The sequence below is a fragment of the Streptomyces sp. NPDC025651 genome (assembly GCF_055558735.1).
The window spans coordinates 482,067-504,196 of the sequence record NZ_JBVHLZ010000001.1 but is presented as its reverse complement, the minus strand read 5'-3'; the positions used below and the strand labels follow the sequence as shown (position 1 = coordinate 504,196).

The window sequence follows — 22,130 nt, the reverse complement described above, 5'->3', positions numbered from 1 at the left end:
AGCGGCACCGACACTCGCCGTCAGGACCTGTCGGTGGGGACCTGCCGGGGTTCCAGGACCTTCGTCGGGACCTTGGCCCCGTCCGTTTCGGGACTTTGGTCCCTCCGCTCGCGGGTGGCGTTGGGCAAACTTGGCGATCATGGACATAGGTATCGACCTCGGCACTGCGAACACCCTCCTCTACGTGCGCGGCAAGGGGATCGTGCTCAACGAGCCGTCCGTGGTCGCCGTGCGGGCGGACAAGGGCGGCAAGAGCGGGGTGCTCGCCGTGGGGGCGGAGGCCAAGGAGACCATCGGGCGCACGCCCGGGTCCATCACCGCGATCCGCCCGCTGCGGGACGGCGTGATCAGTGACTACGAGGCCGCCGAGGAGCTCATCCGGCACTTCGTGCGCAAGGCCGTGCCGGGGCGCAGGCCCCGTACGCGCATGGTCGTGTGCGTGCCGAGCGGCGTCACGCCCGTCGAGCGGCGCGCGATCGTGCACGCCTCGCAGCGGGCCGGGGCGCGGGCCGTGCACCTGGTCGAGGAGCCGATGGCCGCGGCGATCGGGGCGGGCCTGCCGGTCGCCGAGGCGCGCGGGTCGATGGTCGTCGACATCGGCGGCGGCACCACCGAGGTCGCCGTGATCTCGCTGGGCGGGATCGTCACGGCCCAGTCGCTGCGGGTGGGCGGCGACCGGCTCGACGCGGCCATCACCGACTTCGTGCGCAAGGAGCACGCGCTGCTCATCGGGGAGCGCACCGCCGAGGACATCAAGGTCGCCATCGGGTCGGCGTGGCCGGTGCCGGGCGAGGACGCCTTCGAGATGCGCACGTTCACCGTGCGGGGCCGGGAGAAGGTGGGCGGCCTGCCCAAGACCGTGGACCTCACCGCGCGCGAGGTGCGCTCCGCCCTGGACGAGCCGGTCGAGCACATCATCGCCGCGGTCAAGACGACCCTGGAGGAGTGCCCGCCGGAGCTGTCCGGCGACGTCATGGAGCACGGCATCGTCCTGACGGGCGGCGGCGCCCTGCTGCCCGGCCTCGACCTGCGCCTCTCCTCCGCCACCGGCATCCCGGTGTTCGTCGCCGAGGACCCGCTGGACAGCGTGGCGCTGGGGTGCGGGAAGTGCGTGGAGGACTTCGACGGTCTCGAGCGGGTGATGACCGCGGCGTAGGCGCTCCGCCGGATGACCGGTACGACATCCGCGGGTCGGATGCGGCTGGTCGCGCGATTCCTCGCGCCCCCTGTCGGGGCGCGATACCGCGGCGCGCTCCGCGCGGGTCTCTCCGCCGCGCCGGATCAGGCCAGCTCGCCCGCGGGGAGGTGCGCCGTCACCTCGTACGTCTCCCCGCGCGCGCCCGCCTCGAAGTCGCCGCCCACCGCCCTGATGCGTTCCGCCATGCCGGCGATGCCCGTGCCCGTGGAGATCGGGGCCGCGGGCGGGGCCGTGGCGGGGAGGCGGTTGCTGACCTTGATCTCCAGACGGTCGGCCTCGATGCCCACGCGGACCTCGACCGGCTCGCCCGGCGCGTGCTTCGCCGCGTTCGTCAGGCACTCCTGGACCACGCGGTGGACCGCGGCCTGACGGAGCGGTGAGAGGCGGTAGGCCGCGCCGTCGACCAGGAGTTCCACCGGGCTGCCCGCGCGGCCGCTGCGCTCGGCGAGTTCGGGGAGGGCGTCGAGGCCGGGGGTCGGGGCGCCGTCCGTGCCGCGCTGCACGATGATCTCGTTCAGCATCCGGTGCGCGCTGCGCGCCGCCTCCGAGAGCTCCTCGAAGTCGTCCGCGAAGGGGCCGCCCTCGGCCCGGCGCGCCAGCACCTGCGAGCGCACGCTCAGGAGTGTCAGCTCACGGCCGACGAAGTCGTGCACGTCCCGGGCGATGCGGGTGCGCTCCTGCTGGACCGCGTGCAGCAGGTCGGTCTCCGTGCGCTGCGCCTCCAGCGCACGGACCAGGTCCTGCCGGTTCGCCGCGACGCCGACCCCCGCCGCGAGCACGCCGATCGGGACGACCAGGCTCAGGAACGAGCTGAGTGTGTCGCCCCGGTGCACGGGCCAGCCCGGCAGGTTGAACATCACGTACGCGAAGGCGACGTACCCGATGACGCCCAGCGCCCCCGCGAGACGCCCCCGGTAGCGGCCCAGGGAGTAGAGCGCGAACTGGGCCAGCGTCAGCTCGTGCAGCCAGCCGAGGAAGAAGAGCGCGATCGCGTACGTCAGCCAGGGCGCCCTGCGGCGCAGCAGCAGCGAGGCCGCGGCGACGGCCAGGGCCAAGGCGGCGAGCGGGCCGTTGAGGGAGTTGTCCTGGGACTCGGCGAGGCCGGGGACGTCCAGGCTCATCAGCGCGAAGGCGCTCAGGGCCGCGAGGACGTCCTGGGCCCGCGGTGCCTGCGACCAGCGCCCTGAGAGGCGGCCGGCCGTGGCCGCCGCCTGGCGAATCGCCTGGGCGGCGGGCAGGTTGCGCATGTCTTCCATCATCCAAGGTCTTTCGGCCCGTTTCATCGGACCTACGTCCTTGTTTTGGTGATTTGCCGCACCTTGAGGCTTTGGCGCAGACCAATCCCGGCCGAACCCCCCGGCGCGTGCACACAACGGGTGTACTTTCGGCGCGGCTGACCGGCCACAGGCCTCACCAGGGGTCAAATCGGACCATGTGGTATGCCCAGAATCCCGCCAGGCGGACCCATCAGCTCGCCGGTGACGCCGGGGTCCTCCTGTGGACCGCGCTGTGGGCCGCCGCCGCCGTCATCGCGTACCGGCTGGCCTGTCTGCTCGCCCTCCCCCGCGCCCTCAAGGAACGCAGGGGGTCGCTGCCCCTGGTCGGCGGGCGCTTCGACACGGCGCTGCGACGCGTCGCGGGCGCCGTCGACGCCATGGACCCGGTGACCGTCCGCACCGCCGTGGCCGTCGGCGCCCTCGCCCTCTTCGTCGTGCCCGTCGGCCTCGTCCTCGCGGTCTGGCTGCCGCGCAGGCTCCGGTGGATCCGGCAGGCCGGCGCCGCCCGCGACCTCGCCGCGTCCGACGACGGCCGCGAGCTGCTCGCCCTGCGCTCCCTGCTCAGGCCGCTCGACGAGGTGGCCACCACCGCCGGGAACATCGCGGGCGCGACCCCCGGCAGCCTCGCGGAGGGCTGGCGCAACGCCGACCCCGAGACCCTGGACGCGCTCGCCGAGGCGGAACTGGAACGGCTCGGCCTCTGCCTCGCGCCCCGTACGACCGAACCCGCCGTCCACATCGGGCGCCCCGCGGAGCCCGTCGCCGAGTCCGTCGCCGGACCGGTCGGATAGGGCGGGGCGGCCGTGCCACAGACCCTGAGGCTGACCTCGCAGGTAGCCGACGCCCTGCTCGCCGCGATCCCCGAGGGCGCCCTGCTCGTCGGGGCCGACCTCCGGGTGATCGCCATCAACACCCAGCTCGTGGAGCTGGCCGGGCTCCAGGACGTCGACACCTCCCCCGGCGCCCCGGTCCAGCCGATCGCCGACGCCGTCGCGGAACTCCTCGTGCCGGGCAGCACGGCACTGCGCCGGCTCACGCGCCAGCAGTTCCTCCGCAAGGCCGAGGTGCACTTCCGGGACGGGCGGATCGTGCAGAGCAGCCGCAGGCCGCTCCACGTCGACGGCGAACGCGTCGGGATCCTCTGGCTCGTCGAGGACATCACCGAACGGCGCAGGAGCGAGAACGACCTGCGGCGGCACATCCACGCACTGGGCGAACTGGCCCGCGAGCGCGCCGAGTTCGCCGCCCGCGCCTCGCACGAGCTGCGCACCCCGCTCGCCACGATCCTCAGCTTCTGCCAGCTGCTCGCCCTGCCCGCGAGCGGCCATCTGACCGCGGCACAGCGCGACTACCTGGGCGCCATCGACCGCAACGCCCACCGCATGCAGGACATGGTCGACGCCCTGCTGCACGTCTCCGCGGCCGTCGGGGCCCAGTCCGAGCTGGCGTACGCCCCCGTGGACGTCGGCCCCCTCCTCGAGCGGCTGACGAACGACGCGCTGCCGCGCGCCGAGGCCGCGGGCGTCTTCCTCAGCCTGCGCCACAAGCCCGGCCCCGTGGCCCTCGCCGACCGCAACCACCTGGAGCGGGCGGTGGTCGCGCTGCTCGACAACGCCGTGAAGTTCACGCCCGCGGGCGGCGATGTCACCCTCTCCGCCGAGCCGTACGAGGAAGACGGCATGCCCGGCTGGCAGTTCGTCGTCTCCGACACCGGCATCGGCATCCCCAAGGAGTTCCAGGAGGAGGTCTTCACCGAGTTCGTCCGCGCGCCCAACGCCCGCGGCGGCGCCTTCCCCGGCACCGGGCTCGGGCTCTCCGCCGTCCGCGACACCGTGCACCTGCACGACGGAAGCGTCGTCCTGCACGGCGGCGAGGGCGAGGGCACCACCGTCGTCCTGCGGCTGCCGACCGGCAGCCCCGCCCTGTCCAGGCGCGAATGACCTGTGTCCTGGTCGTCGAGGACGACGCGGACCTGGGGCTCGCGCTGCGCGCCGTGCTCGGCCAGGCCGGATACGAGACGGTGCTCGCCGCCGACGGGCAGGCGGCGCTGCGGCTGCTCTTCGCGGAACGGCCCGCCCTGATGGTCCTCGACCTGGTGCTGCCCGGCCTCGACGGCTGGGAGATCCTCGACCGCACCCGGGACATGACCGACCTGCCCGTCCTCATCCTCTCCGGCCGCACCAGCACCGCCGAGCGGGTGCGCGGGCTGCGCGCGGGCGCCGACGACTACCTGACCAAGCCGTTCGATCCGCAGGAGCTGCTCGCCCGCATCGAGGCGCTGCTGCGGCGCAGCCGCCCCGACCAGTGGCGCGGCGACTACGTGGAGGCGGGCCTGCGGTTGGTGCCGGAGCGGCGGTCCGCGGTGTGGCAGGGGCGCGAGATCCGGCTGAGCGACATCGAGTACCGGCTGCTTCAGGTGCTCGTGCGGAATCGGGGACGTGTCGTCACCACGGAGCAGCTTCTCGATCTGGTGTGGGACTCGCCGGACGGCTCCGGGCGGGAGCGGGTGAAGTTCGCCGTGCTCCGGTTGCGGCGGCGCCTTGCGGTTCCGGAGGCCGCGGGGGCCGAGGATCCTCTGGAGTCCGTGCGGGGGTTGGGGTATCGGTATCGGGGGCCTCACTAACGGTTCATCGTCTGCGGGCCGGTGGGGGTTGCCCGCGCAGTTCCCCGCGCCCCTTCGGGGCACGGCCGAAGGTCCCGGGACGAAAGTCCTGACTGCTGGGCCCCGCGCCCCTGCAACTGTCGCGCAACCGAAAGCGATCCGGCCCCGCAACCGCGCGACCGCACTCTCAGGACGTACGCCGTAATGTCCCGTTTCTCCTGGAGTGCCCCGCGTGTTCACCACCGCCCCCGCCCACCGGCTCCCCGCAGGGAGCGTCGCCGTCGTGCTCGGCACCCGGCCCGAGCTCGTCAAGCTGGCGCCGCTCGTTCGGCTGCTCGGGGACGCGGCGCGGCTGATCCACACCGGGCAGCACTACGACGACTCCCTCTCCGGGCGGTTCCTCGCCGAGCTCGGGCTTCCCGAGCCCACGCTGCTCGACGGGGTCGGCGGTCAGGCGCGCGCCGTGCAGATCTCCGCGGCGCTCGCCCAGCTGGACACGGAGTTCGCCGCTCGGCCGCCCCGCGCCGTCGTCGTCCAGGGCGACACCAACGCGGCGCTGTCCGGCGCGCTCGCCGCCAACGCCCGCGGCATCCCCCTCGTCCACATCGAGGCAGGCCTGCGCAGCCACGACCGCGCGATGCCCGAGGAGCACAACCGCGTCCTGATCGACCAGCTCTCGGACGTGCTGTGCGCCGCCACCGAGGACAACCGCGCCAACCTGATCGCCGAGTCGATCCCCGCCGGACGGATCGCCGTCACCGGCAACACCGTCGTCGAGGCCGTCGAGGACACGCTGCCCGCCCCCGCCGAGCGCGCCGCCCTCCTCGCCGCGCACGGCCTCACCGCGGACGCGTACGTCCTGGCCACCGTGCACCGCCCCGAGAACACCGACGACCCGGCGGCGCTGCGGGCCGTCCTGACCGAACTGGCCGCGCTCGCCGAGCAGTTGCCCGTCCTCGTCCCGCTGCACCCGCGCACCCGCGCCCGTGCCGAGGCCGCCGGGCTCGACGCGCTGCTCGCCCCGCTCACCCTCCTGCCCCCCACCGGCCACGGCGAGTTCCTCGCGCTCGCCCGGCACGCGGCGCTGCTCGTCTCCGACTCCGGCGGTGTGCAGGAGGAGGTCACCGTCCTCGGGCGGCCGCTCGTCGTGGTGCGCCGGTCCACCGAGCGCCCCGAGGCCATGGCCGCGGGCTTCGCCGAGCTCGTCGACGCAGGGCCCGAGGTCGGCCGTGCCGCGCGGCGCCGGCTCGCCGAGGGCGAGGCCGGGCTGCGCCGCCTCGCCGCCACGCCCAGCCCCTTCGGCGACGCACGGGCCTCCCGGCGCATCGTCGACCTCCTGACGGACCTGGTGGCCGACCGCGCCGAGGCCGCCGCGCCGCTCACCGCGGCCGCCTGACCCCTCGACTCCCCCCACCTCACCAGGACTTCCGATGCTGACCTTCGACCGGCTGCTCTTCCTCTTCCCCTTCGTCCTCCTCGCCTGCTTCCTCCTGTACTGGGCGGGCGCCCGCCACGCCTATCTGCGCCGCCCCGCGCACGAAGGAGGCGACCCCGGCGCCTTCGACTGGCACTTCTTCGTGCCGTGCCGCGACGAGGAGACCGTCGTGGGGTCCACCGTGACCCGGCTGCGCACGGACTTCCCCGCCGCGCACGTGTGGGTCGTCGACGACGCGAGCGAGGACCGCACGGCCTCCGTCGTCGCCGCGCTCGCCGAGGACGACGTACGCGTCCACCTGGTCTCGCGCCGCAGGCCCGACGCCCGGATCGGCAAGGGCGCGGCCCTCAACGCCGCGTACGCCGAACTCGACGACTTCCTGCCCGCCGACGCCGACCGCTCCCGCGTCGTGGTGTGCGTCGTCGACGCCGACGGCCACCTCGCCCCCGACGCCCTGACCGCCGTCAGCGGCCCCACCGCCTTCGGCGACCCCGAGATGGGCGGCGTGCAGGTCAGCGTGCGGATGCGGAACGTCGAGGAGCCGCGCCCGCTGCCCGAGCGCGGCCGGGTGCTCAACGCCCTCGCCCGGCTCCTGGTGCGCATGCAGGACATGGAGTTCGCCGTCTCCAACGCGGGCATGCAGTTGCTGCGCGGCCGCACCGGGTCGGTCGGGCTCGGCGGCAACGGGCAGTTCACGCGGCTCACCGCCCTCGACCGGATCGCGGCGGCCGAGCGCCGCCCCTGGCAGCGCGACGCGCTCCTGGAGGACTACGAGCTGGGCCTCCACATGATCCTGAACGGCTACCGCGTGACCCACGTCGCCGACACCTGCGTCACCCAGGAAGGCCTGCCGCACGGCCGCCGCTTCCTGACCCAGCGCACCCGGTGGGCGCAGGGCAACCTGCAGTGCGTGCGGTACGCGCCGCGCATCGTCGGCTCGCGGCACTACTCGGGGCGCGGCGTGCTGGAGACGCTCTACACCTTCATGCAGCCCCTCGCGCACGTCGCCGCGCTCGTGCTCACCGTGCTGCTCGTCGCCGCGCTCGCCCTCGGCCGCTCCCCGCTGGACTCCGCGCTCGGCGCCTGGCCGCTGGTGCTCGCGCTGTCCGTGCTCTCGATCCTGCCGTTCGCGCTGTGGGGCCCGGTCTACCGCAGGGACTTCGCGCCCCAACACTCCCGGATCAAGGGCCTGTTGTGGGGTTTCGCGCTGTGGCTCTACGCGTACCACGTCTTCGTCGTCGCCTCGCGCGGGCTGCTGCGCGTGCTGCGGGGCAAGAACGGCTGGGCCAAGACGCGGCGCAACGCGGAGGCCGTGGGGACGGGGCCGGTCGCCACGGAGGCGTGACAGCCGCGGGACGCGCGAAGGCCCCGGGACCGATCGCGGTCCCGGGGCCTTCGACTACGTACGCCTGTACGGCATCACGCGGCCGGCAGCGCCTCCAGCTGCGCCTGCAGCCGGGCGATGTCCGTCTCGGCCTTGGCGAGGCGGCCGCGGATCTTGTCGACCACATTGTCCGGGGCCTTGGCGAGGAACGCTTCGTTGCCGAGCTTCGCCGTGGCCTGGGCCTTCTCCTTCTCGGCGGCGGCCAGGTCCTTGGCCAGGCGCTTGCGTTCGGCCGCCACGTCGATCGTGCCGGACAGGTCGAGTGCGACCGTGGCGCCCGAGACCGGCAGCGTCGCCGTCGCCGTGAAGGCGTCGCCCTCCGGCTGGAGGCGCAGGAGCTGGCGGATGGCGGCCTCGTGCGGGGCGAGCGCCGTACCGTCGAGGGCGAGGCGGGCCGGGACCTTCTGGCCCGGCTGCAGGCCCTGGTCGGCGCGGAAGCGGCGGACCTCCGTGATGACCTGCTGGAGGGTCTCGATCTCCTGCTCCGCCGCGGCGTCGCGGAAACCGCTGTCGACCGGCCAGTCGGCGATGACGATCGACTCGCGGCCGGTCAGCGCCGTCCACAGCGTCTCCGTCACGAACGGGACGACCGGGTGGAGCAGGCGGAGCGTGACGTCGAGGACCTCGCCGAGGACGCGGGCCGAGACCTTCGCGCCGTCGCCGCCCGCCATGAACGTCGTCTTGGACAGCTCGACGTACCAGTCGAAGACCTCGTCCCAGGCGAAGTGGAAGAGGGCGTCCGAGAGCTTGGCGAACTGGAAGTCGTCGTACAGCGCGTCGACTTCGGCGACCGTCGCGTTCAGGCGGGACAGGACCCAGCGGTCGGTGGCGGACAGCTCCTCGGCCGGGGGCAGGTCGCCCTCGATCGTGGCGCCGTTCATCATCGCGAAGCGCGTGGCGTTCCAGATCTTGTTGGCGAAGTTGCGCGAGCCCTGGACCCAGTCCTCGCCGATCGGCACGTCCGTGCCGGGGTTGGCGCCGCGGGCCAGCGTGAAGCGCAGGGCGTCCGAGCCGTACTTGTCCATCCAGTCCAGCGGGTTGACCGCGTTGCCGAAGGACTTCGACATCTTCTTGCCGAACTGGTCGCGGACCATGCCGTGCAGCACGATCGTGTGGAACGGCGGGGTGCCGTCCATCGCGTAGAGGCCGAACATCATCATCCGGGCGACCCAGAAGAAGAGGATGTCGTAGCCGGTGACGAGGACGGAGTTCGGGTAGAACTTCGCGAGCGACTCGGTCTGCTCGGGCCAGCCCAGCGTGGAGAACGGCCACAGGCCGGAGGAGAACCACGTGTCGAGCACGTCGTTGTCCTGCGTCCAGCCCTCGCCCGTGGGGGCCTCGTCGTCCGGTCCGACGCAGACGACCTCACCGTTCGGCCCGTACCAGACGGGGATGCGGTGGCCCCACCACAGCTGGCGCGAGATGCACCAGTCGTGGAGGTTGTCGACCCAGTCGAAGTAGCGCTTCTCCATCTCCTGCGGGTGGATCTTGACCTTGCCGTCGCGGACCGCGTCACCGGCGGCCTTCGCGAGCGGGCCGACCTTGACCCACCACTGCATCGACAGGCGCGGCTCGATGGTGGTCTTGCAGCGCGAGCAGTGGCCGACCGAGTGGGAGTACGGGCGCTTCTCGGCGACGATGCGGCCCTCGGCGCGCAGGGCGCCGACGATCGCGGAGCGGGCCTCCAGGCGGTCCAGGCCCTGGAAGGGACCGGGGACCGTGATGACCGCGTGCTCGTCCATGACCGCGATGTTCGGCAGGCCGTGGCGCTGGCCGATCTCGAAGTCGTTCGGGTCGTGGGCCGGGGTCACCTTGACGGCGCCGGTGCCGAACTCGGGGTCGACGTGCGCGTCGGCGACGACCGGGATCGTGCGGTCGGTCAGCGGCAGCTTGATCTGCTTGCCGACCAGGTGCTTGTAGCGCTCGTCCTCGGGGTGGACCGCGACGGCGGTGTCGCCGAGCATCGTCTCGGCGCGGGTGGTGGCGACGACGATGGTGTCGTCGCCCTCGCCGTACGTCATGGAGACGAGCTCGCCGTCGTCGTCCTGGTACTCGACCTCGATGTCCGAGATCGCCGTCAGACAGCGCGGGCACCAGTTGATGATGCGCTCGGCGCGGTAGATCAGCTCGTCGTCGTAGAGCTTCTTGAAGATCGTCTGGACGGCCTGCGAGAGGCCCTCGTCCATGGTGAAGCGCTCGCGCTCCCAGTCGACGCCGTCACCGAGGCGGCGCATCTGCCCGCTGATCTGCCCGCCGGACTCGCCCTTCCACTTCCAGACGCGCTCGATGAACGCCTCACGGCCGAGGTCGTGGCGGGACTTGCCCTCCTTGGCGAGCTCGCGCTCGACCACGTTCTGGGTGGCGATGCCCGCGTGGTCCATGCCGGGCTGCCACAGCGTCTCGTGGCCCTGCATGCGCTTGCGGCGGGTGAGGGCGTCGATCAGCGTGTGCTCGAAGGCGTGGCCGAGGTGCAGCGCGCCGGTGACGTTCGGCGGGGGGATGACGACGGTGTACGGCGGCTTCTCGCTCTTGGCGTCGGCGGAGAAGTAGCCCCGTTCCACCCAGCGCTCGTACAGCGGCCCCTCTACCTCGGCCGGCGCGTACTGGGTCGGCAGTTCGGGAGTGGTCGCTGGAGGCTGCTGCTGAGCGTTCTCGGTCACGCGGTCAGTTTAGAGGGGTGACGGAGCGGTCCTGAAACCGGAATGTTCGACATCGGTTGTGGCCCGGGGCCCCATCGAACCCGGACTTCCTTCAGGATGTCCGGGACACGTCAGTTCCAGAGGGGGACCCCACGCGATGAGCTACAACGAGCCGAGCCCGTACGGCGGGCAGCAGCCGGGACCGTACGGCGGTCAGCCCCAGCAGCCGGGCCCCTACGGTCAGCCGCAGCAGCAGCCCCAGCCCGGCTACGGCTTCCCGCAGCAGCCGCCCGCACCCCCGCAGCAGGACGGCTACAGCCGGCCCCAGCAGCCGGGGCCGTACGGGCAGGCCCCGCAGCCCCCGTACGGACAGCAGGCGCCCCAGGCCCCCTACGGCCAGGTCCCGCCGCCCCCGCCCTCGCAGGGCAGCGGCAAGAAGAAGACGGGCCTGGCCATAGGCGCGGTCGCCGTGGTCGCCGCGCTCGGCGTCGGGGCGTACTTCCTCTTCGGCGGCAGCGGCTCGGCGTCGGTCGAGGACGACGGGGCGCACAAGCTGGTGCCGCCGGCCTCGGTGGGCGAGTACAAGAAGGGCGACGACTCCGGCTCGCCCGACGACGGCCCGCTCGGCTCCGGCGACAAGAAGAACGCCGAGGAGATCGGCATCAGGAACCCGGAGAATGTGGCGGCCTCGTACGAATCCGGTGAAGCCCTCAAGGGGAAGCAGATGAGCTTCCAGGGCATGTACGGGGAGATCGACGACCCGGAGAAGGCGGTCGACGACGGCTTCGCCAAGGCCGACGAGAACTCCAAGAAGGGCTCGGGCGACAACGTGGGCGACCCCGAGGAGATCGCGCTCGTCGGCAGCCCGGAGACCGTCGAGCCCGACGGTCTCGACAACGCCGTCATGAAGTGCCAGACCGCCAGCTTCAAGGAGGGCAGCGACGAGACGAAGCTGCCGATCTGCATCTGGGCTGATCACAGCACCTACGGCATCGTCTTCGGCATCGACGTCGCGGCGATGGCGAAGGGCGGCGGTGGCATGGCCACGGACGACGTCGCCTCGTTCGCGGCCGACCTGCGCAAGGCGGCGCGCGTGAAGGCGTGAGCGTACCTACGGGGTGTACGTGAGCCAGGGCCCGGCAGTGGAATCCGCTGCCGGGCCCCGCTACGTCCGGGCTCTGGAACAGCCCTTCAACAACTCCGCATCGATCCGCCCCGAGGACGCAACCTCCCGCGGCCATCCGCCAGGATGTTCGGAACACATAAGTATCGGGAGGGAACCCCAGCGATGAGCTACAACCAGCCGGGTCCGTACGGCGGGCAGCAGCCCCAGCAGCCCGGACCGTACGGCGGCGGCCAGCCCCAGCAGCCCGGCCCCTACGGCCAGCCGCCCCAGGCCCCGCAGCCCGGCTACGGCTACCCCCAGCAGGCTCCCCCGCCCCAGGGCGGCTACAGCCAGCCCCAGCAGCCGGGCCCCTACGGCCAGGTCCCCCCGCAGGCTCCCTACGGCCAGGTCCCGCCCCCGCCGCCGGGCGGCGGAGGGAAGAAGACCGGCATCATCATCGCGACGGTGGCAGTCGTCGCCGCCGCGGCCGTCGGCGGTTACTTCCTGTTCGCGGGCGGCGACGACGACAAGGGCGGCAAGAACGGCGGCTCGTCGAACGTGGCGGAGGGCGGGGGCGGCGACGGCTCCGGCATCAAGGACGACGGTCCGCACAAGCTGACGACTCCCGAGACCGTCCTGACCACCTACACGAAGGACCCGGGCCAGTCCAGCGGGCTGAACAGCGTCGACGTCGACAAGGCCGAAGCGGCTGGGGTGAAGAACGCCAAGGACGTCACGGCCGGCTACAAGTCGGGCAGCAAGGACAACCCGATGGCGCAGAAGATCCTGAACTTCGGCGGCGTCTACGGCGACATCGAGGACCCGGAGGGCGTCGTCGACCACATGTTCGCGAACGCCGCGAAGGAGTCCAAGGAAGGCGGCACCAGCGGCAGCGGCGAGAGCGTGACGCTGGTCGGCGAGCCCAAGGAGTACACGCCCGCCGAGCTCGACGGCGCCGTGCTCAAGTGCCAGGAGATGAAGGTCGACCTGGGCGGCGGCGCGGGCACCACCGGCTCCACCTCCGGGGCGTCGGGCCCGAGTTCGATGTCCGCGTCGACCTGCATCTGGGGCGACCACAGCACCATCGGCTACGTCGTCGGCACGGACGTGGCGAGCGCCGTCTCGGGCACGGGCGTCGACCTCGACGAGGCCGCGACCAACTCGGCCAAGCTCCGCGCGGAAGTCCGCGTCAAGAGCTGACGCCCGCGGGGCCGCGCGACCCCGGCCTCGTGCGAGGGGCCGGGCATCCCGCCGGGCCCCCTTGCGTCAGGATGTCGGCGACACACAAGCGTTTCGGAGGGGACTCCACCCATGAGCTACAACCAGCCGGGCCCGTACGGCGGGCAGCCCCCGCAGCAGCCCGGGCCGTACGGCGGCGGCCAGCCCCAGCAGCCGGGACCCTACGGGCAGCCGCCGCAGCAGCCCCAGCCCGGCTACGGGTACCCCCAGCAGGCTCCCCCGCCGCAACCCCAGCCCGGTTACGGCTACCCGCAGCAGGCCCCGCAGCCCGGCCCCTACGGGCAGCAGCCGCCCCAGGCTCCCTACGGGCAGTTTCCCCCGCCGCCGCAGAACAGCGGCAGCAAGAAGACCGCCTGGGTCGTCATAGGCGCGGTCGTGGCCGTCGCGGCGATCGGGGCCGGGGCCTACTTCGCCCTCGGCAGGGGCGGAGGCAGCTCGTCCGTCGCCGACGACGGCAAGACGTACGAGCTGACGACGCCCGCCACGGTGCTCGGCGGGTCGTACCAGAAGGCGGAGTCGGCCGCCGGTGGCGGCGGCATGTCCTCCAGTGACCTCAAGGACCTGGAGAGCAAGGGCGTCACCGGCCCCAAGGACGCGAACGGCCAGTACACCAGCGGCACGAGCACCAGCCAGAAGACCCTCAACTTCTCCGGTGTGTACGGCAAGATCGACGACCCCGAGAAGGTCGTGGACGCCATGTTCGCCGAGATGAAGAAGAAGTCCTCGGAGGACGAGACCGGAAGCGTGCGGCTCATCGGCGACCCCGAGGAGTTCACCCCGGACGGCTTCGAGAACGGCGTCATGAAGTGCCAGAAGGCCGAGTACCGGATGGGCGGCGCCGACAAGGCCGAGACGGAGGAAGGCATCCCCAACACCTTCCAGGCGCCGATGTGCATCTGGGGCGACCACAGCACGGTCGTCTCCGTCGGCCACTCCGACGCGAGCGCCACCCTCAGCGGCAAGGACATCACGCTGGACACCGTCGCCGACCTGGCGGCCAAGCTCCGCGCCGACGTCCGCACCGAGGTCAAGTAGCCCGGCGGCCCAAGTAGGCTTCCACAGGCGCACGTCGAAGGGGGCGCCCCGCGATCACTCGCGGGGCGCCCCCTTCTTCGTACTGCTCAACCGGCCTTCGGTCAGGCCGACTTCTGCTCTCCGGCTCCCGGGCCCCGCACATCGCGCGGCACCAGCGTCGGGTTCACGTTCGAGCGGACGACGTCTGCCGTGATGACGACGCGGGCCACGTCCTTGCGGGACGGCACCTCGTACATCACCGACTGCAGGACCTCCTCCATGATGGCGCGCAGGCCGCGCGCGCCGGTCTGGCGCAGGATCGCCTGGTCGGCGATGGCCTCCAGGGCCTCGCGCTCGAAGTCCAGCTCCACGCCGTCGAGTTCGAACAGGCGCTGGTACTGCTTCACGAGCGCGTTGCGCGGCTCGACCAGGATCTGGAGCAGGGCCTCACGGTCGAGGTTGTGGACCGAGGTGATCACGGGGAGGCGGCCGATGAACTCGGGGATCATCCCGAACTTCACCAGGTCCTCCGGCATGATGTCCTCGAACTGGTCCTTCTCCTCCATCTCGCGCTTCGAGCGGATGGTGGCGCCGAAGCCGATGCCCTTCGCGCCCGCCCGCGACTCGATGATCTTCTCGAGGCCGGCGAAGGCGCCGCCCACGATGAAGAGCACGTTCGTCGTGTCGATCTGGATGAACTCCTGGTGCGGGTGCTTGCGTCCGCCCTGCGGCGGGACGGAGGCCGTGGTGCCCTCCAGGATCTTCAACAGGGCCTGCTGGACGCCCTCACCCGAGACATCGCGCGTGATCGAGGGGTTCTCGCTCTTGCGGGCGACCTTGTCGATCTCGTCGATGTAGATGATGCCCGTCTCGGCCTTCTTGACGTCGTAGTCAGCGGCCTGGATGAGCTTCAGGAGGATGTTCTCCACGTCCTCGCCGACATAGCCCGCCTCCGTCAGCGCCGTCGCGTCCGCGATCGCGAACGGGACGTTCAGCATGCGGGCGAGCGTCTGCGCGAGGAGCGTCTTGCCGGAGCCGGTCGGTCCGAGCAACAGGATGTTGGACTTGGCGAGTTCGATCGCGTCGTCACGGCCCTGCGCGCCGCCGTTCTCTCCGGCCTGGACCCGCTTGTAGTGGTTGTACACCGCTACCGAGAGGGCCTTCTTCGCGGGCTCCTGGCCCACGACGTAGCCCTCAAGGAATTCGTAGATCTCGCGAGGCTTGGGGAGTTCCTCCCAGCGCACCTCGCTCGTCTCCGCGAGCTCTTCCTCGATGATCTCGTTACAGAGGTCGATGCACTCATCGCAGATGTACACACCGGGGCCTGCGATGAGCTTCTTGACCTGCTTCTGACTCTTTCCGCAGAACGAGCACTTGAGCAGATCGCCGCCGTCACCGATGCGTGCCACGAGGTGCTTCCCCTTCGCCTGGGAGACGCCACGTTCAGCGGCTCCTGGTGCCTCATATCCGACGGTACCTTGCCGGGCCCCCCGTTCGGGCCCCCCTTGGCACGGTTCGCTTCGACGTGGGTCGTGCGCAAACCGTGCCAAGGAGCGGCAGATGCTACAGCGCTGCGTCAGACGACCGAGGAATTGTTCATCTTCCGGGTCGAGATGATCTGGTCGACCAGGCCGTACGAGAGCGCGTCCTCGGCCGTGAGGATCTTGTCGCGCTCGATGTCGTCGCGGATCTTCTCGATCGGCGTCGTGGAGTGCTTGGCCAGCATCTCCTCCAGCTGCGAACGCATCCGGAGGATCTCGTTGGCGGCGATCTCCAGGTCGGAGACCTGGCCGCGGCCGGTCTCGCTGTAGGGCTGGTGGATCAGGACGCGGGCGTTCGGGAGCGCCATGCGCTTGCCCGGCGTACCGGCCGCGAGGAGCACGGCGGCGGCGGACGCGGCCTGGCCCATGCAGACGGTCTGCACGTCGGGCTTCACGAACTGCATCGTGTCGTAGATCGCCGTGAGGGCGGTGAAGGAACCACCCGGGCTGTTGATGTAGATCGAGATGTCGCGGTCCGGGTCCATCGACTCCAGGCACAGGAGCTGCGCCATGACGTCGTTGGCGGAGGCGTCGTCGATCTGCACGCCGAGGAAGATCACGCGCTCCTCGAAGAGCTTCGCGTACGGGTCGTACTCACGCACGCCCTGCGAGGTGCGCTCGACGAAGCGCGGGATGACGTAACGGGACTCGGCGCGGGCGCCGGTGAACTCGGCCTGCGCGGCCTGGCTGTACTCGGCCTGGGTGCGCTCGTAGAGGCCGCTGCCGGGGAAGTTGTTCATCTCTCTTGGTCTCCTGAGGAGCGTGGGCTGAGGGGTCGGCTTGCGGGCGCTGAGGGGGTGCCTCAGGCTCCCGTGCCGCCTCCGCCCGGCATGCCGGCGGCGCTGGACATGATGTCGTCGATGAGGCCGTACTCCTTGGCCTCCTGCGGGTCGAACCAGCGGTCGCGGTCCGAGTCGCGGGTGACCTGCTCGACGGTCTGGCCGGTGTGGAACGCCGTCAGCTCGGCCATCTTCTTCTTGGTGAGCAGGAGCCGCTCGGCGTGGATCTTGATGTCCGACGCGGAGCCCGCCAGGCCCGCGGAGGGCTGGTGGATCAGGATCTCGGCGTTCGGCAGGGCGAAGCGCTTGCCCGGCGTACCGGCGCTGAGCAGGAACTGGCCCATGGAGGCGGCCATGCCCATCGCGATCGTCACCACGTCGTTCTTGATGTACTGCATGGTGTCGTACACCGCCATGCCGGCCGTGATCGAGCCGCCGGGGCTGTTGATGTACAGGAAGATGTCCTTGTCCGGCTCGGCGGCAAGGAGCAGCAGCTGTGCGGTGATCTTGTTGGCAATGTCGTCGTCGACCGGCTGGCCGAGGAAGATGATCCGCTCGCCGAGCAGCCGGTTGTAGACCTGGTCGCCGAGGCCACCACCGATGGAGGGGTCGCCGGCGGCGGAGGGCATCAGATTCGTCACGTATCCACCTGCTCGTCTTACGACGGCGCCGGGCCGTCTCACGTCTTCTAGGGACCTGGGTTCCCACGTGCGCACCGCTCTCGGGGCGGCTTCGGGGACTCCCCTGCCCTCGTATTCATGGACCCTAACGCGCGGGGCCCTCCGGGGAATCCCGGAGGCCTAACTGTTCGCTGTGAGCGCAGGTTGCGCCCCGTCAGGGGCGCGGGAACTGCGCGGCCCGCCCCCACAGGCCGCAGTCGCGTCTGCCACACCAGGCTCTATGGCGAGTGCGGTTTTCCGTGGGTTGCTCGCGCAGTTCCCCGCGCCCCTAAAGACAGTTCCCCGCGCCCCTAAAGGCCGGGCCCCAGGGACTGACGTCCCTGGGGCCCGGTTGATGCGTTCAGCGAAGCGAGGCAGCTCAGGCCTCGGTCTTCTCCTCGGCCGACTCGGTGGCCTCGGCGGCAGCCGCCTCGTCCTCCTCGTCGTCGAGGTCGACGACCTCGCCGTTCGTGTCCTTGACCGTGGCGGCCTCGACGACGACCGCGAGGGCCTTGCCGCGGGCGACCTCGCCGACCAGCATCGGGACCTGGCCGCCCTCGACGACGGCCTGGGCGAACTGGTCGGGGGACATGCCGGAGGACTGCGCGCGACGCATGAGGTGCTCGGTGAGCTCCTCCTGGTTCACGTTCAGCTTCTCCTTGTTGACGAGCTCGTCCAGGACGAACTGCGTCTTGATGCCCTTCTCCGCCTGCTCCTTGGTCTCGGCGTCGAACTCCTCGCGGGACTTGCCCTGGATCTCCAGGTACTTGTCCAGGTCGAGGCCCATCTGGCCGAGCTGGTGGTGCTCGAGGTTGTGCGTGCGGGTCTGGATCTCGTCCGCGAGGAGCTTCTCGGGGACGGGGACCTCGACCAGCTCGAGCAGCTTCTCCAGGACGCGCTCCTGGGCCTGCGTCGCCTGGTCGTACTGCTTCATGTTCTCGAGGCGCTTGCGGCTGTCGGCCTTGAGCTCGTCGAGGGTGTCGAACTCGGAGGCCAGCTGCGCGAAGTCGTCGTCCAGCTCCGGCAGTTCACGCTTGGCGACCTGGGTGACCTTGACGGTGACCTCGGCCTCCTTGCCGGCGGCCGAGCCGCCCTTGAGCTCGGAGGTGAAGGTGGCCTCGCCACCGGCCTCCAGGCCCTTCACGGCGTCGTCGATGCCCTCGAGGAGCTCGCCGGAGCCGATCGTGTAGGAGACGCCGGACGCGACGCCGTCCTCCAGGACCTCGCCCTCGACCTTGGCCTCCAGGTCGATCGTCACGACGTCGCCGTCCTCGGCGGCACGCTCGACCGGGGAGGTGGAGGCGAAGCGCCCGCGCAGCTCCTCGACGGCCTTGTCGACGTCCTCGTCGGTGACCTCGACGGCGTCGACCTCGACCTCGATGCCGGAGTAGTCCGGGATCTCGATGGTCGGGCGGACGTCGACCTCAGCGGTGAAGTTGAGGGTCTCGTTGTCCTTCAGCTCGGTGATGTCCACCTCGGGCTGGCCCAGGACGTTGAGCTCGGCCTCGTTGACCGCCTCGGTGTAGAACTTCGGGAGCGCGTCGTTGACGGCCTCCTCGAGGACCGCACCGCGGCCGAACCGCTGGTCGATGACACGGGCCGGGATCTTGCCCTTGCGGAAGCCCTTCACCGTGACCTGCTGGTTGATCTTCTTGTACGCCGCGTCGAGGCTGTCCTTGAGCTCCTCGAAGGGCACCTCGACAGTGAGCCGAACCCGGGTCGGGTTCAGGGTCTCCACGGCGCTCTTCACGGTTCGGTCTCCTTGGTGGGCTGACTGCTTGGTTTCTGCCCGGATCAGAGACACACGGGCACACAGCTTGCATAGTAACGGCACGCGGGAGCCGACCCACAATGCGATCTTGGATGCGATCTCACGGAGAGGCCGACGCGATCTCACGGAGGGGACGCGGAGTGGAACAAGGTGGTCGGGGTGGCGGGATTTGAACCCACGGCCTTCCGCTCCCAAAGCGGACGCGCTACCAAGCTGCGCCACACCCCGTCGGTGCGACACGTAGGGTACATGCCCGCAGGCCATGCGGCCCCCGGTTGAACAGGGGCTCGTGAAGGGGGTGTGCGGCGAAGGCCCGCGACCCGCTACGATGCCTGTCGTACCGCGGCTTCCCAGTCGTGGCGCGAACCGTGCGGGCGTAGCTCAATGGTAGAGCCCTAGTCTTCCAAACTAGCTACGCGGGTTCGATTCCCGTCGCCCGCTCTTCGAGAGAACCCCAGGCCCTCAGGGTCTGGGGTTCTTCGCGTTCCGGGGCCGCGGGAGAGGCCGTGGGCGGCGTCCCGGTCCGGACCATAACGGCATCTTTCAGCACCGCATAGCTCGCCCTCAGGGACGTATCGGGTCGGAAACCGGCAACCGGGCGCGCCCGCGGCGGGGGCGCGGATCGGCTGCCTCGCCGCTCAGGGGAGCTCCGCCCGTTCCGGTGGCGACGGTTTTGCGCCTGGCCTATGCCAAAGGCGGCGGAAGAGCCCTTGTGATCCGGGATGCGACGACCGGACGATCGGTCCCCCTTGCCCCGTTCCCAGGGAGGTTCCGATGACTGATCGACTGTCTCTCGGCCCGGATGCCGCACGGCAGCTCGCGACCGCGACCAAGACCGTTCCGCAGATGCGCGGCATCACACCGCGGTACCTGCTGCGCGCCCTGCCCTGGGTCGACGTGGACTCCGGCGTCTACCGGGTCAACCGCCGCCGCACCTATGTGCTCGGCGACGACCGCATCAGCACGTACGAGGAGAGCGGCACCTCCCGTGTGGTGCCCGGTGACTTACGCGAGGTGCCGTATCTGCGCGAGGCCGACGACGCCACCCTCGCCGAGCTGGCCGACGCCTTCACCGAGGTGACCTTCGAGCCCGGCCAGGTGCTCATCCAGGAGGGCGACGCCGCGGACCGGCTCTGGGTGCTCGTCAGCGGGCGCGCCGAGAAGCGGGTGACCGGGCGGTACGGCGAGGACGCGCTGCTCGACGTGGCCGGCGACGGGCAGTTCTTCGACCTCGGCGCGTGGACGCGGGAGGAGCCGATGCCGTACCGCGTGCAGGCCCTCACCCGCGGCACCGCGCTCGTGGCCGACCGCGCCGCGCTCACCGCCGTCGCCGAGCGCGAGGAGGGGCTGCGTACGGCGATGGAGGCGTATGCCGCCGACGACGGGTCGCTGCCCGGCTCCGAGGTGCCGGTGGACCTGGCGTCGGGGCACGTGGGCGAGCCCGATCTGCCGGGGACGTTCGTCGACTACGAGGACGCGCCCCGCGAGTACCACATGACGCTCGCCCAGACCGTGCTGCGCGTGCACACCCGCGTCGCCGACCTCTACAACGGGCCCATCGACCAGACCAGGGCGCAGGCGAACCTGACCATCGCGGCGCTGCGGGAGCGGCAGGAGGCCTCGCTCCTGAACCACCCCGAGTTCGGTCTGTTCAACAGCGTCTCCGCCGGGCAGCGCGTGCAGTCGCGCACCGGGGCGCCCACCCCCGACGACCTGGACGAGCTCCTGGCGAAGGTGTGGAAGCAGCCGGGCTACTTCGTCGCGCACCCCAAGGCGATCGCCGCGTTCGGGCGGGAATGTACGCGGCGGGGCGTGCCCCCGGTGACGGACAGCAGGTTCGGCTCTCCGCTGCTGACCTGGCGCGGGGTGCCGCTGCTGCCCTCGGACAAGGTGCGGTTCACCAACGGCTGGGGCGCGCACTCGGGCACCACCGAGATCCTGCTGATGCGGATGGGCGAGGCCGAGCAGGGCGTGGTGGGGCTGCGGCCCGGTGAGGTCCCCGACGAGGTCGAGCCCGGTCTGTCGATGCGGAACATGGGCGTCGACAACAAGGGCATCACGTCGTACCTGATGACGGCGTACTTCAACACGGCGGTCCTGGTGGAGGACGCCATCGCCGTCCTCCAGAACGTCGAGGTGGGCAACTACCATGACTATTCCTGAAGTTGTGGCGCCGGTCGCCTCTTCTTCGCAGGTCACGCCTCAGGTACCGACTCAGGTCACGCCGCAGATCGTGGAGCCCGCGTCGTCGCCCGGCGCCTTCTCCGCCGAGGCGGTCCGCCAGGACTTCCCGATCCTGCACCGCACGGTGAACGGCCACCCCCTGGTCTGGCTCGACAACGCCGCCACCACGCAGAAGCCGCGCCAGGTGATCGAGGCCCTCACCGCGTACTACAGCGCGGCCAACTCCAACATCCACCGCGGCGCCCACACCATGGCCCGCGAGGCGACGGAGCTGTACGAGGCGGGGCGCGGCGCGGTCGCCACGTTCCTGGGGGCCGAGTCGCCGGACACCGTCGCGTTCACGCGCGGCACGACCGAGGCGATCAACCTGGTCGCCCAGACCTGGGGGCGGGCGAACCTCGGCCCCGGGGACGACATCCTCGTACCCGTTCTCGAGCACCACTCGGACATCGTCCCCTGGCAGCTGATCGCGCGTCAGACGCGGGCGCGGGTGGTTCCCGTCCCGCTGGACGCCGACGGGCAGATCGACCAGGCCGCCTATGCCGACCTGCTGTCCTACCGCACCCGGCTCGTGGCGATCAGCCACGCGTCCAACGTGCTCGGGACCGTGCCGCCGGTCAAGGAGATGGCCGCGCTCGCCCACCGCTACGACGCCAGGGTCCTGGTGGACGGCGCCCAGGCGGTGGCCCATCTCCCCGTGGACGTACAGGACTTGGGGGCGGACTTCTACGTCTTCTCCGGGCACAAGCTGTTCGCGCCCACGGGCATCGGGGCCCTGTACGCGAAGCCGGAGATCATGGCGGCCCTGAAGCCGTGGCAGGGCGGCGGGAACATGATCGAGTCCGTGTCCTTCGAGCGGACGACGTTCGCTCCCCCGCCGCACCTCCTGGAGGCCGGCACCGGGCACATCTCCGGGGTCGTCGGTCTGCTGGCCGCGCTGAACTGGCTGTCCGGCTTCGACAAGAACGCCGTCGCGTCGTACGAGAACGCGCTCATGGCGTACGCGCAGCAGGCCATGGCGACCGTGCCCGGCCTCTCCCTGCTGGGGGCGGCGCCCGACCGGATCGCGGTGCTGACGTTCACGCTCGCGGGCCACGATCCGGCGACGGTCGCCGACTGGCTGGACCGGGACGGCATCGCGGTCCGCGCGGGGCACCACTGCGCGCAGCCCGCCCTCGCGCACTACGGCCTGGAGTCGGCGGCCAGGGCCTCCCTGTCGCTCTACAACACGTCGGAGGAGGTGGACCGGCTGGTGGCGTCGCTGCGGGCGCTGCAGCAGGCCGGCTGAAGGCCTGCCGGGCGT

17 protein-coding genes and 2 tRNA genes are annotated in these 22,130 nt (G+C 71.2%); 12 read left to right on the top strand and 7 right to left on the bottom strand.

Annotated features, from left to right (window positions below; all coding sequences use genetic code 11):
- Positions 1 to 139: 139 nt before the first annotated feature.
- On the top strand, positions 140 to 1,156 hold the full coding sequence (locus tag ACZ4D5_RS02155) for a rod shape-determining protein (protein ID WP_467770402.1): 1,017 nt from the start codon (positions 140 to 142) through the stop codon (positions 1,154 to 1,156).
- A 125-nt stretch (positions 1,157 to 1,281) separates the two neighbouring features.
- Here ACZ4D5_RS02155 and ACZ4D5_RS02150 read toward each other — a convergent pair whose 3' ends face one another.
- Positions 1,282 to 2,445 carry a sensor histidine kinase gene (locus tag ACZ4D5_RS02150; RefSeq protein WP_467770401.1) on the bottom strand — a complete coding sequence of 388 codons (1,164 nt, stop codon included), beginning with the start codon at positions 2,443 to 2,445 and terminating at the stop codon, positions 1,282 to 1,284.
- Positions 2,446 to 2,630: 185 nt separating this feature from the next.
- On the opposite strand from ACZ4D5_RS02150, the gene ACZ4D5_RS02145 reads away from it, so the two are divergent.
- The 5 genes from ACZ4D5_RS02145 (at position 2,631) to ACZ4D5_RS02125 (ending at position 7,857) form a co-directional block, all read left to right on the top strand.
- On the top strand, positions 2,631 to 3,266 hold the full coding sequence (locus tag ACZ4D5_RS02145; protein ID WP_467770400.1) for a hypothetical protein: 636 nt from the start codon (positions 2,631 to 2,633) through the stop codon (positions 3,264 to 3,266).
- Between the two features lie 12 nt (positions 3,267 to 3,278).
- The gene (locus tag ACZ4D5_RS02140; protein ID WP_467770399.1) at positions 3,279 to 4,415 is read left to right on the top strand and encodes a sensor histidine kinase; all 1,137 of its coding nucleotides are present in this window, start codon (positions 3,279 to 3,281) and stop codon (positions 4,413 to 4,415) included.
- Complete coding sequence (locus ACZ4D5_RS02135; RefSeq protein WP_467770398.1) at positions 4,412 to 5,098, top strand: response regulator transcription factor; 687 nt, start codon at positions 4,412 to 4,414, stop codon at positions 5,096 to 5,098. The genes ACZ4D5_RS02140 and ACZ4D5_RS02135 overlap by 4 nt, the downstream gene beginning before the upstream one ends.
- Before the next feature lie 211 nt (positions 5,099 to 5,309).
- The gene (gene wecB / locus ACZ4D5_RS02130; RefSeq protein WP_467770397.1) at positions 5,310 to 6,473 is read left to right on the top strand and encodes a non-hydrolyzing UDP-N-acetylglucosamine 2-epimerase; all 1,164 of its coding nucleotides are present in this window, start codon (positions 5,310 to 5,312) and stop codon (positions 6,471 to 6,473) included.
- 34 nt (positions 6,474 to 6,507) lie between these two features.
- Positions 6,508 to 7,857 carry a glycosyltransferase gene (locus ACZ4D5_RS02125; RefSeq protein ID WP_467770396.1) on the top strand — a complete coding sequence of 450 codons (1,350 nt, stop codon included), beginning with the start codon at positions 6,508 to 6,510 and terminating at the stop codon, positions 7,855 to 7,857.
- A gap of 74 nt (positions 7,858 to 7,931) precedes the next feature.
- On the opposite strand, the gene ACZ4D5_RS02120 is transcribed toward ACZ4D5_RS02125, so the two are convergent.
- Positions 7,932 to 10,556, bottom strand: coding sequence for a valine--tRNA ligase (locus ACZ4D5_RS02120; protein ID WP_467770395.1), 2,625 nt, complete (start codon positions 10,554 to 10,556; stop codon positions 7,932 to 7,934).
- Positions 10,557 to 10,692: 136 nt separating this feature from the next.
- Here ACZ4D5_RS02120 and ACZ4D5_RS02115 point away from each other — a divergent pair, with 136 nt between their 5' ends.
- The 3 genes from ACZ4D5_RS02115 to ACZ4D5_RS02105 all read left to right on the top strand — a co-directional run bounded on the left by ACZ4D5_RS02115 (position 10,693) and on the right by ACZ4D5_RS02105 (position 13,914).
- Entirely contained in the window at positions 10,693 to 11,640 is a 948-nt protein-coding gene (locus ACZ4D5_RS02115; protein WP_467770394.1) for a hypothetical protein, read from the top strand.
- 183 nt (positions 11,641 to 11,823) lie between these two features.
- Positions 11,824 to 12,840, top strand: a complete 1,017-nt coding sequence (locus tag ACZ4D5_RS02110) for a hypothetical protein (protein ID WP_467770393.1) — start codon at positions 11,824 to 11,826, stop codon at positions 12,838 to 12,840.
- Positions 12,841 to 12,951: 111 nt separating this feature from the next.
- Positions 12,952 to 13,914: a hypothetical protein gene (locus ACZ4D5_RS02105; protein WP_467770392.1), complete on the top strand. Its 963-nt coding sequence runs from the start codon at positions 12,952 to 12,954 to the stop codon at positions 13,912 to 13,914.
- Positions 13,915 to 14,015: 101 nt separating this feature from the next.
- Here the strand turns inward: ACZ4D5_RS02105 and clpX are convergent, their stop codons facing one another.
- The 5 genes from clpX to ACZ4D5_RS02080 form a co-directional block, all read right to left on the bottom strand.
- Positions 14,016 to 15,302 (bottom strand): ATP-dependent Clp protease ATP-binding subunit ClpX, encoded by a 1,287-nt coding sequence (gene clpX, locus ACZ4D5_RS02100; protein ID WP_055698248.1) that lies wholly within the window; start codon positions 15,300 to 15,302, stop codon positions 14,016 to 14,018.
- A 167-nt stretch (positions 15,303 to 15,469) separates the two neighbouring features.
- Positions 15,470 to 16,174: an ATP-dependent Clp protease proteolytic subunit gene (locus tag ACZ4D5_RS02095; protein WP_467770391.1), complete on the bottom strand. Its 705-nt coding sequence runs from the start codon at positions 16,172 to 16,174 to the stop codon at positions 15,470 to 15,472.
- A 62-nt stretch (positions 16,175 to 16,236) separates the two neighbouring features.
- The gene (locus ACZ4D5_RS02090) at positions 16,237 to 16,842 is read right to left on the bottom strand and encodes an ATP-dependent Clp protease proteolytic subunit (protein WP_362339732.1); all 606 of its coding nucleotides are present in this window, start codon (positions 16,840 to 16,842) and stop codon (positions 16,237 to 16,239) included.
- Between the two features lie 409 nt (positions 16,843 to 17,251).
- Positions 17,252 to 18,622 carry a trigger factor gene (gene tig, locus ACZ4D5_RS02085; protein ID WP_467770390.1) on the bottom strand — a complete coding sequence of 457 codons (1,371 nt, stop codon included), beginning with the start codon at positions 18,620 to 18,622 and terminating at the stop codon, positions 17,252 to 17,254.
- Positions 18,623 to 18,794: 172 nt separating this feature from the next.
- A tRNA-Pro gene (locus tag ACZ4D5_RS02080) sits at positions 18,795 to 18,871 on the bottom strand.
- Between the two features lie 142 nt (positions 18,872 to 19,013).
- On the opposite strand from ACZ4D5_RS02080, the gene ACZ4D5_RS02075 reads away from it, so the two are divergent.
- The 3 genes from ACZ4D5_RS02075 to ACZ4D5_RS02065 all read left to right on the top strand — a co-directional run bounded on the left by ACZ4D5_RS02075 (position 19,014) and on the right by ACZ4D5_RS02065 (position 22,115).
- Positions 19,014 to 19,084 (top strand) — tRNA-Gly (locus ACZ4D5_RS02075).
- Between the two features lie 333 nt (positions 19,085 to 19,417).
- Complete coding sequence (locus ACZ4D5_RS02070; RefSeq protein ID WP_467770389.1) at positions 19,418 to 20,806, top strand: family 2B encapsulin nanocompartment shell protein; 1,389 nt, start codon at positions 19,418 to 19,420, stop codon at positions 20,804 to 20,806.
- Positions 20,793 to 22,115 (top strand): SufS family cysteine desulfurase, encoded by a 1,323-nt coding sequence (locus ACZ4D5_RS02065; protein WP_467770388.1) that lies wholly within the window; start codon positions 20,793 to 20,795, stop codon positions 22,113 to 22,115. The genes ACZ4D5_RS02070 and ACZ4D5_RS02065 overlap by 14 nt, the downstream gene beginning before the upstream one ends.
- Positions 22,116 to 22,130 lie beyond the last annotated feature (15 nt).

Excerpts from the sequence above, each read along its gene's own strand:
- ACZ4D5_RS02150 (WP_467770401.1), bottom strand. The coding sequence starts at position 2,445 with ATGCGCAACCTGCCCGCCGCCCAGGCGATTCGCCAGGCGGCGGCCACG.
- ACZ4D5_RS02110 (WP_467770393.1), top strand. The coding sequence starts at position 11,824 with ATGAGCTACAACCAGCCGGGTCCGTACGGCGGGCAGCAGCCCCAGCAG.
- ACZ4D5_RS02095 (WP_467770391.1), bottom strand. The coding sequence starts at position 16,174 with ATGAACAACTTCCCCGGCAGCGGCCTCTACGAGCGCACCCAGGCCGAG.
- ACZ4D5_RS02090 (WP_362339732.1), bottom strand. The coding sequence starts at position 16,842 with ATGCCCTCCGCCGCCGGCGACCCCTCCATCGGTGGTGGCCTCGGCGAC.
- ACZ4D5_RS02125 (WP_467770396.1), top strand. The coding sequence starts at position 6,508 with ATGCTGACCTTCGACCGGCTGCTCTTCCTCTTCCCCTTCGTCCTCCTC.
- ACZ4D5_RS02070 (WP_467770389.1), top strand. The coding sequence starts at position 19,418 with ATGACTGATCGACTGTCTCTCGGCCCGGATGCCGCACGGCAGCTCGCG.
- ACZ4D5_RS02115 (WP_467770394.1), top strand. The coding sequence starts at position 10,693 with ATGAGCTACAACGAGCCGAGCCCGTACGGCGGGCAGCAGCCGGGACCG.
- ACZ4D5_RS02145 (WP_467770400.1), top strand. The coding sequence starts at position 2,631 with ATGTGGTATGCCCAGAATCCCGCCAGGCGGACCCATCAGCTCGCCGGT.
- ACZ4D5_RS02155 (WP_467770402.1), top strand. The coding sequence starts at position 140 with ATGGACATAGGTATCGACCTCGGCACTGCGAACACCCTCCTCTACGTG.
- ACZ4D5_RS02135 (WP_467770398.1), top strand. The coding sequence starts at position 4,412 with ATGACCTGTGTCCTGGTCGTCGAGGACGACGCGGACCTGGGGCTCGCG.
- ACZ4D5_RS02105 (WP_467770392.1), top strand. The coding sequence starts at position 12,952 with ATGAGCTACAACCAGCCGGGCCCGTACGGCGGGCAGCCCCCGCAGCAG.
- ACZ4D5_RS02065 (WP_467770388.1), top strand. The coding sequence starts at position 20,793 with ATGACTATTCCTGAAGTTGTGGCGCCGGTCGCCTCTTCTTCGCAGGTC.